At 62.6% G+C, this 15,091-nt stretch carries 16 protein-coding genes, 1 tRNA gene and 1 pseudogene; 12 read left to right on the top strand and 6 right to left on the bottom strand.

The annotated features are described in order from the left end of the window. Positions 1–75 precede the first annotated feature (75 nt). Genes UP09_RS20865 through UP09_RS20840 form a run of 6 tightly spaced genes read left to right on the top strand, consistent with a single transcriptional unit; the run spans position 76 to position 4,879 of the window. Complete coding sequence (locus tag UP09_RS20865; protein WP_044540165.1) at positions 76–981, top strand: amino acid ABC transporter substrate-binding protein; 906 nt, start codon at positions 76–78, stop codon at positions 979–981. Positions 982–1,031: 50 nt separating this feature from the next. Next, positions 1,032–1,748, top strand: a complete 717-nt coding sequence (locus UP09_RS20860) for an amino acid ABC transporter permease (RefSeq protein ID WP_044540164.1) — start codon at positions 1,032–1,034, stop codon at positions 1,746–1,748. Between the two features lie 2 nt (positions 1,749–1,750). Continuing rightward, positions 1,751–2,410 carry an amino acid ABC transporter permease gene (locus UP09_RS20855; protein ID WP_044540163.1) on the top strand — a complete coding sequence of 220 codons (660 nt, stop codon included), beginning with the start codon at positions 1,751–1,753 and terminating at the stop codon, positions 2,408–2,410. Positions 2,411–2,466: 56 nt separating this feature from the next. Further along, positions 2,467–3,195: an amino acid ABC transporter ATP-binding protein gene (locus tag UP09_RS20850; protein WP_156164709.1), complete on the top strand. Its 729-nt coding sequence runs from the start codon at positions 2,467–2,469 to the stop codon at positions 3,193–3,195. Between the two features lie 11 nt (positions 3,196–3,206). After that, a complete protein-coding gene (locus tag UP09_RS20845) occupies positions 3,207–3,647 on the top strand; it encodes a RidA family protein (protein WP_044540161.1) in 441 nt (146 codons plus the stop codon). Then, positions 3,644–4,879: an aminotransferase class V-fold PLP-dependent enzyme gene (locus UP09_RS20840; RefSeq protein ID WP_044540160.1), complete on the top strand. Its 1,236-nt coding sequence runs from the start codon at positions 3,644–3,646 to the stop codon at positions 4,877–4,879. The genes UP09_RS20845 and UP09_RS20840 overlap by 4 nt, the downstream gene beginning before the upstream one ends. Before the next feature lie 134 nt (positions 4,880–5,013). On the opposite strand, the gene UP09_RS20835 is transcribed toward UP09_RS20840, so the two are convergent. Further along, a complete protein-coding gene (locus UP09_RS20835) occupies positions 5,014–5,958 on the bottom strand; it encodes an MBL fold metallo-hydrolase (protein WP_082070220.1) in 945 nt (314 codons plus the stop codon). Between the two features lie 93 nt (positions 5,959–6,051). Here UP09_RS20835 and UP09_RS20830 point away from each other — a divergent pair, with 93 nt between their 5' ends. From UP09_RS20830 to UP09_RS20810, 5 genes are all read left to right on the top strand, one after another. Continuing rightward, positions 6,052–6,627: a TetR/AcrR family transcriptional regulator gene (locus UP09_RS20830; RefSeq protein ID WP_044540159.1), complete on the top strand. Its 576-nt coding sequence runs from the start codon at positions 6,052–6,054 to the stop codon at positions 6,625–6,627. A 15-nt stretch (positions 6,628–6,642) separates the two neighbouring features. Then, positions 6,643–7,083, top strand: a complete 441-nt coding sequence (locus UP09_RS20825) for a VOC family protein (protein WP_044540158.1) — start codon at positions 6,643–6,645, stop codon at positions 7,081–7,083. A gap of 125 nt (positions 7,084–7,208) precedes the next feature. Continuing rightward, on the top strand, positions 7,209–8,453 hold the full coding sequence (gene serA, locus UP09_RS20820; protein WP_044540157.1) for a phosphoglycerate dehydrogenase: 1,245 nt from the start codon (positions 7,209–7,211) through the stop codon (positions 8,451–8,453). A gap of 51 nt (positions 8,454–8,504) precedes the next feature. Beyond that, positions 8,505–9,185: an NAD-dependent epimerase/dehydratase family protein gene (locus UP09_RS20815; protein WP_044540156.1), complete on the top strand. Its 681-nt coding sequence runs from the start codon at positions 8,505–8,507 to the stop codon at positions 9,183–9,185. A gap of 261 nt (positions 9,186–9,446) precedes the next feature. Further along, entirely contained in the window at positions 9,447–10,946 is a 1,500-nt protein-coding gene (locus tag UP09_RS20810) for a carboxylesterase/lipase family protein (protein ID WP_044540155.1), read from the top strand. Between the two features lie 106 nt (positions 10,947–11,052). Here UP09_RS20810 and UP09_RS20805 read toward each other — a convergent pair. Together UP09_RS20805 and UP09_RS20800 are read right to left on the bottom strand one after the other, a co-directional pair. Then, positions 11,053–11,128: transfer RNA gene (locus tag UP09_RS20805), tRNA-Ile, on the bottom strand. Between the two features lie 49 nt (positions 11,129–11,177). Then, positions 11,178–11,747, bottom strand: coding sequence for a DUF4238 domain-containing protein (locus UP09_RS20800; protein WP_044540154.1), 570 nt, complete (start codon positions 11,745–11,747; stop codon positions 11,178–11,180). A 250-nt stretch (positions 11,748–11,997) separates the two neighbouring features. Here UP09_RS20800 and UP09_RS20795 point away from each other — a divergent pair, with 250 nt between their 5' ends. Then, on the top strand, positions 11,998–12,435 hold the full coding sequence (locus tag UP09_RS20795) for a hypothetical protein (RefSeq protein ID WP_044540153.1): 438 nt from the start codon (positions 11,998–12,000) through the stop codon (positions 12,433–12,435). Between the two features lie 27 nt (positions 12,436–12,462). Here the strand turns inward: UP09_RS20795 and UP09_RS37710 are convergent, their stop codons facing one another. The 3 genes and pseudogenes from UP09_RS37710 to istA form a co-directional block, all read right to left on the bottom strand. After that, complete coding sequence (locus UP09_RS37710) at positions 12,463–12,609, bottom strand: hypothetical protein (RefSeq protein WP_156164697.1); 147 nt, start codon at positions 12,607–12,609, stop codon at positions 12,463–12,465. A 5-nt stretch (positions 12,610–12,614) separates the two neighbouring features. Beyond that, entirely contained in the window at positions 12,615–13,478 is an 864-nt protein-coding gene (gene istB, locus UP09_RS20790; protein ID WP_044536175.1) for an IS21-like element helper ATPase IstB, read from the bottom strand. Then, positions 13,408–14,977: pseudogene (gene istA, locus UP09_RS20785) on the bottom strand (IS21 family transposase). The gene istB and the pseudogene istA overlap by 71 nt, the downstream one beginning before the upstream one ends. Positions 14,978–15,091: the final 114 nt, after the last annotated feature.

Raw genomic sequence — 15,091 nt, 5'->3', positions numbered from 1 at the left:
GCGCATTCGCATTGGCCATCCTCAGCGCCTGCGACGTAGGGTCCCTACGGGTTGACCGGGCGGGAGAGGCATCCAATGAGACTGGGCAAATTCGGTGTGGCGACATTGGCATCGATCGCAATCGCGGCGGGCCTGGTCACCGCGGCTTCCGCGGCAACGCCTCCGGCGCAGCAGGGGCCCGGCAACAGCGTCATTCTCAAACGGATATTGGAACGTGGCGCCATCAACATTGGCCATCGCGATGCCTCGGCGCCGTTTTCCTACATCAACGACAAGCAGCAGGTCGAAGGTTATTCCATCGATCTCTGTCTGAAGGTGGTTGATGCCGTGGAACAGCGACTGAACAAGCCTGATCTCAAGGTGACGTTCACGCCGATCAACGTGACCAATCGAATTCCACTTGTCGCCAACGGAACGGTTGACCTTGAATGCGGGACCACATCGAATTTCCTGGCTCGCCAGGAGCAGGTCGAGTTCTCGCCGATCTATTACGTCACCGGCACGCAGCTGCTGGTGAAAACAGCGTCAGCGACCAGGGAGATCGAAGATCTCAAGGGCAAGCGCGTTGCCGCCCTGCAGGGATCGTCGAACGAGGCGGTGGTCCGCAAGCTCAATGACGAGAAGGCACTCGGCATCGAGCTGATCTATGTGAAGGACCTTCCCGAGGGCGGGCTGCTGGTCGAGAATGACCGCGTCGACGCGTTCGTCGCGGATGGCGTGCAGATCAAGGTCTACGCCGCGAACAAGGCGAGGCCGGCCGGCTCGCTTGCGGTCGTCGGGCGCCTGCTCACCTACGACCCCTATAGTGCGATGATGCAGCGCGGCGATCAGGATTTTGCTTTGCTGGTGCGCGCGGCCTTCGCCGATGCGTTCCGGTCGGGAGAGGCCGAGAAGATCTATGCCAAATGGTTCGATCCGCTCGGTTTGAAGATCGATGGCGAGCTTTTGGCCGCCTTCCGGGTTCAAGCCTTGCCGCGCTGAACATACGTTCGTCCCCCGAACTGGGCTCCGCCTTTCCGAGCAGGCATTCGATGCAATATCGCTGGAACTGGAACATTCTGTTCGTTGAGCCATATTTCGGATGGCTGCTCGCGGGCGTGAAATGGACGCTCCTGGTTGCTGGAGCGGCGTGGATCATCGCGCTCGCGATCGGCTGCACCATTGGCGTGATGCGCACGCTACCCAGCCGGATGGCCCGCGCCATCGGCACGGCGTACGTCGATCTGTTCCGCAACGTCCCGCTGCTGCTGCAGCTGTTCCTTTGGTACTTCGTGCTGCCCGAACTGCTGCCTGCCTCGCTCGGACACTGGGTCAAGCGTGACCTGGCAATGCCTGAATACTGGTTCTCCGTGGTTGGCCTCGGATGTTTCACCGCGGCGCGTATCGCCGAGCAGGTCCGCGCCGGGATTGAATCGGTCGGCCATGGTCAGCGGATGACGGCCGCGGCCTCAGGTCTGACCACCGCGCAGGCCTATCGCTACATTCTGCTGCCCCTCGCAGCGCGCAACGTGCTGCCGCCGTTCACATCGGAAGCCCTCAACATCATCAAGAACTCGTCGCTGGCACTGACTATTGGCGTTTTGGAGTTGACCGGCCAGAGCCGCCAGATCGAGGCCAATACCTTCCAGGGTATCGAGGCTCTGACGGCGGCGACCGTCCTGTATGCCATGTTGACGCTCTGTGTGATCACCGGAATGCGTGTCGTCGAACGACAGGCCACGATTCCCGGTACCCTGGCGCGGGGCTGAGCATGCGGTATCTCGATTGGAGCGTCATAAGTCACGCCTGGCCATTCCTTTGGCAGGGATTGCAGACCAGCTTCCTTCTGCTGGCGCTCGCGATGGCGGGGGGCATTCTGCTCGGGACGCTGATCGCTGTCGTGCGCCTGTCGGCGTCGCGTCCGCTTGCCGCAGTCGCCGCCTGCTATGTCAACGCGCTGCGCTCGATCCCGCTGATCATGGTGATCTTCTGGTTCTATCTGTTGGTGCCGCTGTTCATCGGGCGGCCGGTGGGTACGTTCACCTCCGCCCTGATCGCCTTCACCCTGTTCGAATCCGCTTACTATTCCGAAATCATGCGCGCCGGCATCCAGGGCATCTCGCAGGGCCAGATGGGGGCGGCGCTCGCGACCGGCATGAGCCGAATGCAGGCCTACCGCTATGTGGTCCTGCCGCAAGCCTTGCGCCGCATGACACCTGTCCTGCTCACCCAGAGCGTTGCGCTGTTCCAGGATAGCTCGCTGGTCTACGTCATCGGGCTCCACGACTTCATGACATCGGTGGGCATCGTGGCAAATCGGGAGGCCCGCCTGATCGAGCTCTATTTGTTCGCTGCTTTTGTCTACTTCGTGATCTGCTTCTCGGCCTCTCGTGTGGTGAAGCGGCTTCAAGACCGGATGACCGTCGCATGATCAGTGCCCTGACCGTCAGAATTCCCACCGCGGTCGCACCGCGCGTGCAGCCCACCATGATTTCGATGAACGGAGTCTCGAAACGCTTCGGCAGTTTCGAAGTGTTGAAGAATTGTTCTGTTGACGTCGGCAAGGGCGAGGTCGTCGTCGTGTGCGGACCGTCCGGGTCCGGCAAAAGCACGCTGATTCGCTGCGTTAACGGCCTGGAGGCATTCCAGGCCGGCTCGATCACGGTCGACGGCATCAAGCTTGGCCACAGCACGACCGATCTGACCAGGCTGCGCCGCCGGATCGGCATGGTGTTTCAGCATTTCGAGCTCTATCCCCATTTGAAGGTCGTCGACAATATCACGCTCGCGCCCATCAAGGTGTTGGGTCGCGCTCGCGCCGAAGCCGAGGCGAAGGCGATGGCGCTGTTGAAGCGCGTCGGCCTTGCCGGGAAGGCAGACGCCTATCCAGCTCAGCTTTCCGGCGGCCAGCAGCAGCGGGTGGCGATCGCGCGCGGCCTTGCGATGGATCCGCTCGTGATGCTATTCGACGAGCCGACGTCGGCCCTCGACCCCGAAATGATCAATGAGGTGCTCGACGTGATGACGGAGTTGGCGCGCGACGGAATGACCATGATCGTCGTGACGCACGAGATGGGCTTCGCGCGCCGCGTCGCCAACCGCATCATCTTCATGGATCAAGGACAGATCGTCGAGGACGTCGAAACGCAACGGTTTTTTGCCAATCCAGGCTCCGAGCGTGCGAAGCAATTCCTGTCGAAAATCCTCAATCACTGAAAGAGACGGCCATGGCTGCGAATCTAACGAAGGCGAACCAACCGGGTGGCGACTACGTATCGGTCGTCGTTCACGGCGGCGTTGCCTATGTCAGTGGGCAATTGCCACGTCGTGGCGATGAGCTGCTCTTCAGCGGCAAAGTCGGCGCCGAGATCGACCTCGCGACGGCGCAGCGGGCTGCAGCCATCTGCGCCGAACTGTGTCTGGCGGCACTTGCGGACGCCGTCGGCGGTCTCGACCGGGTCGAACAGATTCTCCGGGTCACCGGTTACGTCGCGTCCGCGCCCGGTTTCGTGCAGCAGTCGCAGGTGATGAACGGCGCCTCGGAAATATTCGTTGCCCGTCTTGGCAGCAGAGGTCGGCACGCGCGAACCTCGGTGGGCGTGGCCGAACTTCCGCGCGGCGCCCCGGTCGAGATCGACGTCATCGCTGCAATCGGGACCGCGCGATGATCGCAGGGGACACCCGGCGAGGCGTACCGGCAGCAGAGGGCGAGAGCGGCGCTTTTATCTACCTGAACGCGGCTGCCGCCGGGCTGATGCCTGAGGGTGTCGTCGCTTCCATCAAGGCTCACCTCGATCTCGAAGCGCGACGCGGCGTGCACTGGGCGATGGCCGACGCGCGGGATGCCCTCGACGAGACGCGCGCCCTGGCGGCGCGCTTGATGGGCGTCGCCCCGACGCATCTTGCCTTTGCCGAGCAGGCAAGCCGGCTCTGGGCGCTTGCCTTTGCATCGATGTCGCTGAAGCGTGGGGATCGCATCCTGATCGCACGGAACGATTGGGGCGGAAACATTCTCAACGCCCTGCAGCGTGCAATCTGTACGGGGGCAGAGGTGGTCAGACTGCCGATGACCGGGGAGGGGATGATCGACGTCGCGGAGGTCGCGGCACTGGTCGATGAGCGCACGGTCGCGATCTGTGCATCGGCGGTTGCGAGCAGTTCTGGATTGCGCCAGCCTGTCGAGGCGCTCGGCGCCATTCCTCGGCCGGATCGCTGCCTCTGCTTTGTCGATGGCGCACAGGCCATCGGTCAATTCGAGCTGACGCTGCCGGGGACGTCAGCCGACATCCTGGTCGCGCCGGGTCGGAAGTGGCTCAGGGGTGGTCGCGGGCAGGCGATGATGGCGCTATCGGATCGGGCGTTGCGCCTTCTGAGGCCGCCGATCATCATCGACCAGGGGGCTGGCAGCTGGTGCCCGGACGACAGTTTCCGCTTGTGGGAGGATGCACGACGCTTCGAGACCTGGGAATTCTCCGCGGCCGGTCGCCTTGGTTTGGGGGCGGCTCTCCGGGAGTTGAATCGAATCGGCCTTGTGAATGTCCGCGCACACAACAGCGAAAAGTTACGCTGTTTGGCCGCAAACCTGCGCGACGCGGACGGCCTCACCGTCTTCGAAGGCGAGGCGGCCGACGCGGCATTCCTGACGTTCCAGCATGCGTTCCTGTCCGTCGATACGATTGTGAGCGAATTGGCATCGCGCGGCATCGCGATCGGGTCTGTTGGCCGCAACTATGCCCGATGGGAACTCGAAGCGCGAGGCCTTGAGAAGATCGCGCGCGTGGCACCCCATATCTATTCGACCGATGATGACATTGAGCGATTCACCGAAGAACTCCTGCGCCTCTCGAAACGGGCCAGGCCGCATCGCGGCAACCGGACCGTCATGAGCGGCGGGCTCTAACTATTGAAAACAGCCACCGATGACGATGGCCGTTTCCGTGTTCGTCGTGCCTGACTATGCAGCAGGCACGAAGGTGTAGCCTGCGCCGTCCGTCACGATCTTGCCGACGGCCGGGAACGGGAAATGGTAGCCGGTCACGAGTGCCTTGTCGGCCACGACACGGTCGAACAGTTTGCGCCGCGTCGCCTCGGCAAGACTGGATCAGCGTCGATCACGCCGTGCCAATTCGGGTGCTTTGCGAACAGGGCAGGCATATTCGTCGTGTCGCTCAGCACCATCAGCTGCTCGTTGCCTGACGCGACATGGAATGCAGTGTGGCCCGGCGTGTGGCCCGGTGCGGCGATGGAGCGGATGCCTGGAATGATTTCGGTGTCCCACTCGTACTGTTTCAGCTTGTCTTTCAGCAGTGGGAACATCGCCTGAAGTCTCTTGGGCAGGCCATGCTGCTTTTCAGGGAGCTTGGCGAAGATGCTCTCATCCATCCAGAACTTGAACTCGTTGCTCGGCACGTAAACCACGGCGTTCGGGAATGTCGGCGTGTTGTCTGGAGCCTTGCTCATAAGCCCGAAAACATGGTCCGGATGGAAATGCGAAACGATCACCCTCGTGATCTGTTCCGGCTTGATACCGGCTGCCGCCATATTGGCGATCATCGCTCCGGCTGTCGGCTGAAACTGACCGCCCGTGCCGGCGTCGAACAGAACCGTTTCGTTGCCAAGCTTGACCAGGGTGACGTTGAACGGAATAGGCACGACGTCGTTCGCGATCCCGGCGGCAGCCAGTGCGGCCTTGGTGTCCTCAACAGACACGTCCTTGATAAACCCGGGATCGTGAGGCTTCTCCCAAACGCCATCGTTCAGGATGAACCCCTGGACCTTGCCGAACTTGAACGGGCGGAAGCCCTTGCCAGCCTCCGGTCCCTTCTGGGCGAGCGCAGCCTCGATGAACGAGACCGGCCTGGGCAGGCCGAATGCTGCTCCTGCACATGCAGCGGTCAACAGCGCGTTGCGGCGGGTTAGATTTAACATCGCTCTCTCCTTACTGTTTCTGCGAAGACGGCCGTTGCGGTCCGAAAACATGGCTGATATCCGTTAATCGCGCTTGTCTAGTACATACTAGTAGGTACAAAATATAATCACGTTCGGTTGATTCGATGCGATCTTGAGGATGTCATGAAGGCGAAGGGTGAGCTGGTTAAGGCGGCCAAGAAACTGATGTGGGAACGTGGCTATGAGGCCACGAGTCCGCGCGACCTGCTGGAAGAAAGCGGCGCGGGGCAAGGCAGCCTCTATCATCACTTCAAGGGAAAAATGGACCTGGCGTCCGTGGCTCTTGGTGAGGTGTCCGATGAAATGCGCGAACTCGCGCGCGAGACCGTGGGAACGGACGGTTCTGCCCTGGATCGTGTCTTCCGCTATCTCGACGTTTCCCGCGACGGCCTCAAAGGTTGCAGGATGGGCAGGTTTGCCGCTGAAGCGTCCATCGCCGAGGCCTCGTTGCGGAAGCCCGTCGAACGCTATTTCCGCGAACTCCAGAACATCCTTGCAGGAGCTCTGCGCGAAGCTCAGGCCGACGGCGAAATTGCAAAGCGCTTCGACGCCGACGAGCTTGCGCTGATGCTCATAACTGTCGTGCAGGGCGGCTTCGTCGTTTCGAGGGTTTATCGCGATCGGAACGCCATCAACCGGGCCACGGAGACGGCCAAGTCACTGCTCAAGTCGCTGCTCAAATCGCTTCCAACCCGATAGCCTATTGGAGGGCTCATGACAGACGAATTCAAAACCGACACGTGCGGTGTCGACCACGTTGGGCTGAGCGTTCGCGATCTCGTCAGCACGCGAAAATTCTTTTGCGATTGCCTTGGATGGCGGGTCGTTGGCGAGCGGGCGGATTATCCCGCGGTGTTTGTATCCGATGGACACGATGTTGTGACGCTGTGGCAGGTCGAATCGCCCGGCAAAGCGCTTCCGTTCGATCGGCGCGCCAACGTCGGATTGCATCATTTGGCCCTCGCCGTCGTCGATCAAATCGGCCTCGATACCCTCTACAGGCGGGTATCGAGCTGGCCTGGCGTCGTCGTCGAATTCGGTCCGGAACCTTCGGGTGCCGGCCCCAAGATCCATTTCATCGTGCGGGAGCCGAGCGGAGTACGGATCGAGTTTGCGTTCGATCCGCGCCTCGAGGACGCACGCAAGGCCCGGTGAGCCGGGTCAGCCGATTGCGACAGCCCTAAGCGAAATTGCTCCATATTATCACGTGGCCGATCGGGATTGCGCGTGGTAGCTCTTGCGGGAGCGACCCCCTGCTACGACGAAGGCTGACCTCGACGATGTTGTCTCTCCCCAAAACCAAGATCCGCGTCCTGCTGCTGGAGGGCGTCAACGATTCCGCAGTCCGGATGTTCGAAACCAATGGCTATACCGAGCTGCAACGTCTGCCCAAGGCGCTGGGACCTGGCGAACTCAAGCAGGCGCTTTCGGGGATTCATATGTTGGGAATCCGCTCACGGACCCAGTTGACCCCGGAGGTCCTGGAGGCTGCGGACCGGCTGCTGGTGGTTGGCTGCTTTTCCGTCGGCACCAATCAGGTCGATCTCGATGCCGCGCGACGCCTGGGGATTCCCGTCTTCAACGCGCCATACTCCAACACCCGCAGCGTGGCCGAGCTGACCATCGCCGAGATCGTGATGCTGTTTCGCCGGATATTTCCACGGTCGATCTCCGCTCATGCCGGCGGCTGGGACAAGTCCGCCGAAGGCAGCCGCGAGGTGCGCGGCAAGACGCTGGGCATCGTCGGCTACGGCAACATCGGTTCGCAATTGTCGAATCTCGCCGAAGCCATGGGCATGCGCGTGATCTATTTCGATCACACCGACAAATTGCGTCACGGCAATACCGAGCCGGTCGAGACGCTGGATGAACTGCTCGCGACCAGCGATGTCGTTTCACTGCACGTGCCGGAGACGCCGGCCACCGCCAACATGATCGGCGCGGCAGAGCTTCGGCGGATGAAGCCGGAGGCTCATCTGATCAACAATTCGCGCGGCACCGTGGTCGATCTCGATGCGCTGGCGAGCGCGCTGCGCGAGGGCCGGCTGGCAGGTGCCGCGGTCGACGTGTTTCCGGTCGAACCGGCGTCGAACCAAAATCGCTTTGTCTCGCCGTTGCAGGGCCTGCCCAACGTGATCCTCACGCCGCATGTCGGCGGTTCGACGGAAGAGGCGCAGGATCGCATCGGCGGCGAGGTCGCCCGCAAGCTGATCGATTATTCCGATGTCGGCTCGACCTTCGGCGCGGTGAATTTTCCGCAGGTGCAACTGCCGGCACGGCCGACCGGCACGCGCTTCATCCATGTCCACCGCAACGTTTCAGGCGTGATGCGCCAGGTCAACGACGCGGTCTCCCGCCACGGCATCAACATCCTGGCGCAATACCTGCAAACCGATCCGGAAGTCGGCTACGTCGTGCTCGAGACCGACGTCGTCGGTGGCGAGGGCGAGGATCTGCTGGCCGAGCTGAAGGGCATTGACGGCACTATTCGCGTGCGGGTGCTGTATGAGCAGAACCGGCATTGAAGCGCGATGTCTTCGCCAATTCTGCCGCGCACGGCCTAGAGGAGGCTCGGAGTGGCATTTCGCGTCCTGATCATCGGCGGCACGGGGCAGGTCGGAGCAGCGGTGGCGCGTGCGCTGGCTGTGGAGCCGTCCTGTGCCGAAGTCGTGATGGTCAATCGCCGGGCTTCTCCGACCGCTGACCGGCGCGTGCGGCAAGTGATCCTGGATACGGCGGATGCTCAGTTTCCAACAGAAGTGACGAAGCTTGCGCAAAGCATGGTTGCGCAGGGCGATCCTGTCTACGGGGCATCCTGCGTTGGCGTCGGCAAAGGCAGCAATCAATGGAGTGATGAGGAGCTGAAGGCGCTCGAGATCGGCGTGGTCGGCGGCTTTGCCCGCGGCTGTCGGGCCGGCGGCATCGTACGGTTTGCTCTGCTCTCGGCCGTCGGAAGCAGCGCGAAAAGCAGGATTCGCTATGTGCGGGTCATGGGACTGAAAGAAGACACCATACGAGAGCTGGGATTCGAACGCCTCGCGATTTTTCGTCCGGGAATCATCGCTGGCAATGTTCACACGCCGGGCTACGTGGCCTGGTTGGGTCGTCTGATCCCGGGCTCTTTCGGCACGATCGAGCAGGACGACATCGGGCGCGCATTCGTCGCTGAATTCGTCGACAGCTCGGCCCCGGACGGGACGGTGTATCTCGAGAACGCAGCGATGAGGCAAAGGTCTCGCGCGATGACTCGCGGATGATGAAGCATCCTGTCTCGTGATCACGGCGACAGTGCACCTGGTTGACAACGAGTGCGGCCGTGGCTGGCCCACCCAATTCCGCTTTCAGACTTGACCGGGCGGCCGCCAGATCATCGCGGCCTCGAGAAGGCAAAAGGCGTGGACCCCGGAGGATATGCTGTTTAGAATTTGCCCGTGATTGCGGTTCAAGCCGTCGCCGACAGTGGACCATTCGATGCGCTGAGCGGCGCCCAGTCCATGAACTGACATGGTGGAGTCGTCATGCGGCGGCCTTGCTGGTTCCCAGTGTTTGCAACCGGCGCCTTGTTGATATCAGGCGCCCACCTGCATGCCCAGGCGGAGCGGTTCGTCTTCGCCCTCACGCTGGAAGGGCAAGTGCTTGGAATAGCCGATTCCGACATCGCCAGGTTCATGGGCATCCCGTACGCGGCGCCGCCGACCGGGGCGGCGCGTTGGCGCGCGCCGGCCAAGGCCCCCGAGCGGACGGAGATCCTCACCGCAAACAAATTCGGCCCGTCCTGCCCGCAAGCATCGCCGCAGGCTTTCGAAGCTCCAGCCGGCAACTCCGAGGATTGCCTGACCATCAACGTCTTCACGCCCGCCCGCATGGACGAGCGGCTTCCTGTCATGGTCTGGATCCACGGCGGCGGGCTCGTCTCCGGGACGGCAGCAGATCCGCTCTACGACGGATCCGCGCTGGCGCGAGACGGGGTGGCCGTCGTCACTTTCAACTATCGCCTCGGAGCGTTGGGCTGGCTGGCCGGCGGAAGCTTGTCGAAGGACGACGAGGACGATGGCATCGGCAATGACGGCATGAAGGACCAGATCGCGGCGTTACGCTGGGTTCACGACAACATCAACGCCTTCGGCGGAGATCCCGACAACGTCACGATCTTCGGCTCGTCGTCGGGCGCGACCGCGGTGGCAAGGCTGATGGCCTCGCGGCGCGCAACCGGGCTGTTCCAGAAGGCGATCATCCAGTCCGCGTCGTTCCGGGAGCTTGCGCGCGATCGCAACGCCGCAGAGAGCGCGGCGCAGGCCTTCGCGCAGGCGCTCGGCGTCAGCCAGCTCGAGATGCGGCAATCGGAACTGCAAAAAATTCTCGCCATGCAGGGGAAGCTGGCGAAGGATCCCGCCCTTCGGCCCGCTTATACGATCGACGGCACCTCAGTGGACGAACAGCTCCAGGATGCGATCGCGGCCGGTCACGAGCAGCACATTCCCTTACTGATCGGCAGCAACGGCTTTCCGTACGCGCCTGATACGCAGAGCATGCCCGCCGCGCTGCTGCAGCAGCTGTTGCCGATGACGAGCGGGCTTGCTCCCGATTCCTCCGGGCAGAAGGACGCGCCTGCGCGACTCCGCACGGACTGGATGTTTTCAGAGCCGACGCGATTCGTGGCGCGCAGCCACGCCGGGCACGGCTCCGTCACCTACAGATATCTGTTCGACTACGTCCCGGACCGGGCAGACCCGCCCGAAGCAGGCGAGGATGGGCAGGAAGTGCGATTCGTCTTCGGCACACTCGGCGTTCGCTCCGGACCGTACAGCCACAGGGACCGTGAGGTCTCCAACACGATGCGCACCTACTGGACCAACTTTGCGAGATATGGCGATCCGAACGGCGCGAGCCTGCCGGCGTGGCGCCCCCAGTCCGAGCGGGACGACCTGCTGATGATCTCCAACTCCGGAATAACATGCGGTCCCGATCCCATGAAGGAGCGCCTGGACCTGATCGAGCAGCTCAGCTCGGGTCGTTGAGGTGAGGGGAGGGGCGCGCCTGCTCCGGCGTGGCAGCCTTCACTCGCTTCGCTACGATAGAAATCACGTGGCTTGCCTAGCCGTAGCTCGCGAAGCGAGCGAAGGCTGGTGGGCCCGGCAGGACTCGAGCCTGCAACCAGACCGTTATGAGCGACCGGCTCTAACCATTGAGCTACAGGCCCCGCCGCCTGCGGGCCGCGCGGAGCGCGGGCGGAGCAAATCAATTGAGTGTCACCGTAACTCCGCCTCCGTCGCGGTGATGTGAATCATGACGTTCCACACACGCTCGAGGAAAGGACTCAGCTCGAGCGTGCGCTCCTTGATGCCTCGGGTCCGCATGTACTGCGTGCAGAGGAAGTTGAGGAAGGTGATGCACTCCGCGTCGTCGGTGTAGAAGCCGAGGTCACCGGCGAGCGCGCGCTCCAGCGCTGGCGCAAATGAGGATTCGATGCTCGCATGATAGTCTTCGAGCACGTTCGACGCGTGCTCGTCGAGCTGCGCTTCGATCTTGGGCCAGTTCGGGCTTCCGCGGAACGGCTCCGCCAGTTCGAACGGCCCGATCAGCATTGCGACCAAGCTGCCGTGCGTCCGGACCGCCGACGGCCGTCCTTGCCCGAAAAGCACCTTGAGCAGCGCAAGGTCTTGAGGCGTCAGGCGCTGCAGCTTGTAGAAGTCCGTTTGCACGGCGAGCACGCGAGTGCCGCTCGGAAAGACGCGGTCATCGCCGTCCCTGGTCCAGGGGCGGAGGTAGTTCTGCCAGACGTGGTGATGGCGGCGCTTGGGCCGTTGAGGCCCGTTCATGGTCGACCGGGAATGTTGAGGCGAACGACGGCCGCCGGGCGGCCGTATGGTCCCGACTATACGACGAAGCGGGCGAAACGGCGGCCTGGGACCAAAATTCCGCCCGATCGACCTGCGAACGCGTCGGCGGAGTCGAACGCTGATTGCGGTGGAGGCCCGCCGCCATTAACCTTCGGGATACGGTGCGCATCGGTCGGTCGAAGGATGCGCGTCACGACAATTTCCGAAAGATTTCCGAGCCGCACGCCTCATGATGTCGTTCAAGGAATTCATGGCCCGTCGCGCCCGGCCGCAGGTCCTAGTCTATTACGACTACGGGGACGCGCAAGCCGCGAAGAACGCCGCCTACCTGATCGAAGGCGGCAAGACCTGGGACATCGACAAGAAGTGGAGCGTCCGGCAGGACCGCACGCATCACGACCCGACCACGACGCACACGCACATCAGATTCAAGGGTAACGACTACGCCATCCTGCACAGGGACGGTTCGCCCAGCCACAACATGCCGGCGGACGGCGTGCCGAACTGGGTCATGGATCGGATCCGGAAGATGGGTCTGATCGAAAGCACGTTCATCGTCGAGGCCGCCGGCGGCGGCCCAGCGGTCCCTGCCTGGGTGATCGAGAGGGCCGAGCTCCGTGCCTTCATCAACGACACCATCGGCGACTATCTCGGCCGCTTCAGATAGGCTGATCGGTCCCAACGGGCCGCCGCGTCAATCCTCCGACAGGACGTGGGCGCAATAGTCGCACATACGGTCGCTGTCGGGGGCGACGTTGAACGGCGTCAGCGGCTCCGAGCACATCTCGCACTTCGTCAGGCCGTCCTCGCAGAAGGCGCACGCGTTCTCGTCCCCCGCCATGACTGTCAATCGGCGTTCAAATTTGACCCCGCATCGGCGTCCAATTTTGACCCCTTTGGGCGACGGGTTTTGGCGGTAGCGCTCGCGCCGTCGGAGCTGGTCGGGGTTGCGGAGACGGTGCGAGCGCGGGTTGCGTGATCGTCGTCGCGGCTCTTGAAGCGCCAACTGTCGTTGCCGGTCTCGACGATATCGCAATGGTGAGTCAGACGATCGAGCAGCGCGGTGGTCATCTTTGCGTCGCCAAATACGCTGGGCCATTCCCCGAAGGATAGGTTGGTGGTGACGACGATCGACGTGCGCTCGTAGAGCCGGCTGACGAGATGGAACAGTAGCTGGCCGCCGGATTGAGCAAACGGAAGGTAGCCGAGTTCGTCGAGGACAATGAAGTCCATCCGGGTCAGATGCTCGGCGATGCGACCCTGCCGTCCATTGCGGGTCTCGATCTCCAGGCGATTGACGAGGTCGACTACGTTGTAGAAGCGGCCGCGGGCACCAGATCGGATGCAGCTTCTGGCGATGGCGATGGCCATATGTGTTTTGCCGGTGCCGGTACCGCCGACCAGGACGGCGTTACGTTGCTGGGCGATGAAGCCGCCGCCGGCGAGATCATTGACCAGCGTCTGGTTGATAGGAGTGCCCTCGAACTGGAAGTCCTCAAGGTCCTTGGCCAGCGGCAGTTTGGCGATGGTGAGCTGGTACTTGATCGAGCGCGCCTGCTTCTCGTTGATCTCGGCGTTGAGCAGGTCGCCGACAATGCGTTGAGGTTCGTGCTGGCGTTTGACAGCGGTCGCCATGATCTCATCGAAGGCGGCCTTCATGCCGTAGAGCTTGAGCTCGCTCATGAGGTCGAACAGTTGAGTACGTTCCATCAGATGGTTCTCCTGAGGTTGTCGTAACGGGCACAGTCGGCGATCGGGGCATGGCGCAATGTCAGCGCAGCCGGGGTGAGGATGTTGGCCGGTGGCGCAGGATCACGCTGGCGGGCCAGGATGTTGAGCACGACATCGGCGGAATGAACGCCGTGAGTGATCGCCTCGGCGCAGGCGGCTTCGACGGCCGGCAAGCCGTCGGTCAGAACTGCGTTGAGGATGTCGACCATCTGCCGATTGCCATCGTCGGCGCTGGCGAGCTTGCGCCGTACACGTTCGATCGCGGCCGGCAGTACCCAGTCCTTGAAGGGAGCGCCGTTGCGCAAGGCACCGGGTTTGCGAGCCAGCACCGGCACGTAATGCCAGGGATCGTAGACGGTATCGCCGCGGCCGAACGAGCGAGCATGCTCGGCAACGATGCGCCCGTCCTGGCGGATCACAATGCGGTCGGCGTAGGCGTGAACCTCGACAGGCCGCCCGACAGCGCTGGCCGTGACCGAGTATTTGTTGTTGTCGAAACGCACCAGACAGGTCTTCGAGACCGACGCCGGCACCGCGTGGAATCCGTCGAACCGGCCGGCATAGGGAACGAGCTTCGGTCGCTCAGCTTCGAACACCTCCCAGACCGTCTGTTCGATCAGTTCCGGATGCCGGTGCGCTTTGGCGTAGGCGATGCACTTGTCCAACAGCCACGCGTTCAACTCGTTGAGGGTTTTGAACCGCAGCCGTGGCGTGAAGAAGCGCTCCCGGACAAGTCCGACCTGGTTCTCGACCTGACCCTTCTCCCAGCCCGACGCTGGCGTGCAGGCAACCGGATCGACCAGGTAGTGGCTGCACATCTGCATGAAGCGGCGATTGTAGAGACGCCCTTTGCCGACGAAGATGGTCTCCACCGCCGTCTTCATGTTGTCGTAGATGCCGCGTCCGCAGGTGCCCTTGAACAGAGCAAATGCCCGGTCGTGGGCGTCGAACACCATCTCCTGTGTCTCGCGCGGATAGCACCGCACAAACAGCATCCGGCTGTGACAGAGCCGGACATGGGCGGCCTTCACGATCACCGTTACGCCATTGAGCAGGACGACCTCGTGGCTCCAGTCGAACTGATAGGCTTCCCCAGGCGCAAAGCTCAGCGGGACATAGGCTGCAGCCGTCGATTGCCCACGCTCTTGGCTCCACCGCCTGGCGTAACGCCGAACGGTATCGTAACCGCCATCATAGCCGCGCCCGCGCAGCTCTTCGAAGATCCGGATCAACGTCAACTGTTCGCGAGCAGCCTTAGCTGCGTTCCCCGCAAGCAATCCGTCGAGCTCCGCTGCCCATCGTCCCAGCTTCGGCCGCGGTTGGACAACACGCTCGTACTCGAATGAGGTCTCTCCCGACCTCAGCACCTTCCGGACCGTGTTCCGCGACACCTTCAGGTCCCGGGCGATCTCCTTGATCGTCTTGCCCTTGATGAAGTGTTCGCGCCGTATCCGGGCAATTGTCTCCACGACCAGCATCCCCGACCACCTGCTTCATTACAAAGCAGGCAGCGCAACAGACCAACCTGTAGGGGGTCAATTTTGGACGCCGATCCCCCGGCTTAGGGGGTCAATATTGCAGGCCGAATGACA

The sequence above is a fragment of the Bradyrhizobium sp. LTSP885 genome (assembly GCF_000938305.1).
GTDB lineage: Bacteria > Pseudomonadota > Alphaproteobacteria > Rhizobiales > Xanthobacteraceae > Bradyrhizobium.
Note: the sequence above shows the minus strand (reverse complement) of the source record. Positions and strands in the feature narration are given on the sequence as shown.

Coding starts and splice junctions, on each gene's coding strand:
- UP09_RS20865 (WP_044540165.1), top strand. CDS start 76: ATGAGACTGGGCAAATTCGGTGTGGCGACATTGGCATCGATCGCAATC.
- UP09_RS20860 (WP_044540164.1), top strand. CDS start 1,032: ATGCAATATCGCTGGAACTGGAACATTCTGTTCGTTGAGCCATATTTC.
- UP09_RS20855 (WP_044540163.1), top strand. CDS start 1,751: ATGCGGTATCTCGATTGGAGCGTCATAAGTCACGCCTGGCCATTCCTT.
- UP09_RS20850 (WP_156164709.1), top strand. CDS start 2,467: ATGATTTCGATGAACGGAGTCTCGAAACGCTTCGGCAGTTTCGAAGTG.
- UP09_RS20845 (WP_044540161.1), top strand. CDS start 3,207: ATGGCTGCGAATCTAACGAAGGCGAACCAACCGGGTGGCGACTACGTA.
- UP09_RS20840 (WP_044540160.1), top strand. CDS start 3,644: ATGATCGCAGGGGACACCCGGCGAGGCGTACCGGCAGCAGAGGGCGAG.
- UP09_RS20835 (WP_082070220.1), bottom strand. CDS start 5,958: ATGTTTTCGGACCGCAACGGCCGTCTTCGCAGAAACAGTAAGGAGAGA.
- UP09_RS20830 (WP_044540159.1), top strand. CDS start 6,052: ATGAAGGCGAAGGGTGAGCTGGTTAAGGCGGCCAAGAAACTGATGTGG.
- UP09_RS20825 (WP_044540158.1), top strand. CDS start 6,643: ATGACAGACGAATTCAAAACCGACACGTGCGGTGTCGACCACGTTGGG.
- serA (WP_044540157.1), top strand. CDS start 7,209: ATGTTGTCTCTCCCCAAAACCAAGATCCGCGTCCTGCTGCTGGAGGGC.
- UP09_RS20810 (WP_044540155.1), top strand. CDS start 9,447: ATGCGGCGGCCTTGCTGGTTCCCAGTGTTTGCAACCGGCGCCTTGTTG.
- UP09_RS20800 (WP_044540154.1), bottom strand. CDS start 11,747: ATGAACGGGCCTCAACGGCCCAAGCGCCGCCATCACCACGTCTGGCAG.
- UP09_RS20795 (WP_044540153.1), top strand. CDS start 11,998: ATGATGTCGTTCAAGGAATTCATGGCCCGTCGCGCCCGGCCGCAGGTC.
- UP09_RS37710 (WP_156164697.1), bottom strand. CDS start 12,609: ATGGCGGGGGACGAGAACGCGTGCGCCTTCTGCGAGGACGGCCTGACG.
- istB (WP_044536175.1), bottom strand. CDS start 13,478: ATGGAACGTACTCAACTGTTCGACCTCATGAGCGAGCTCAAGCTCTAC.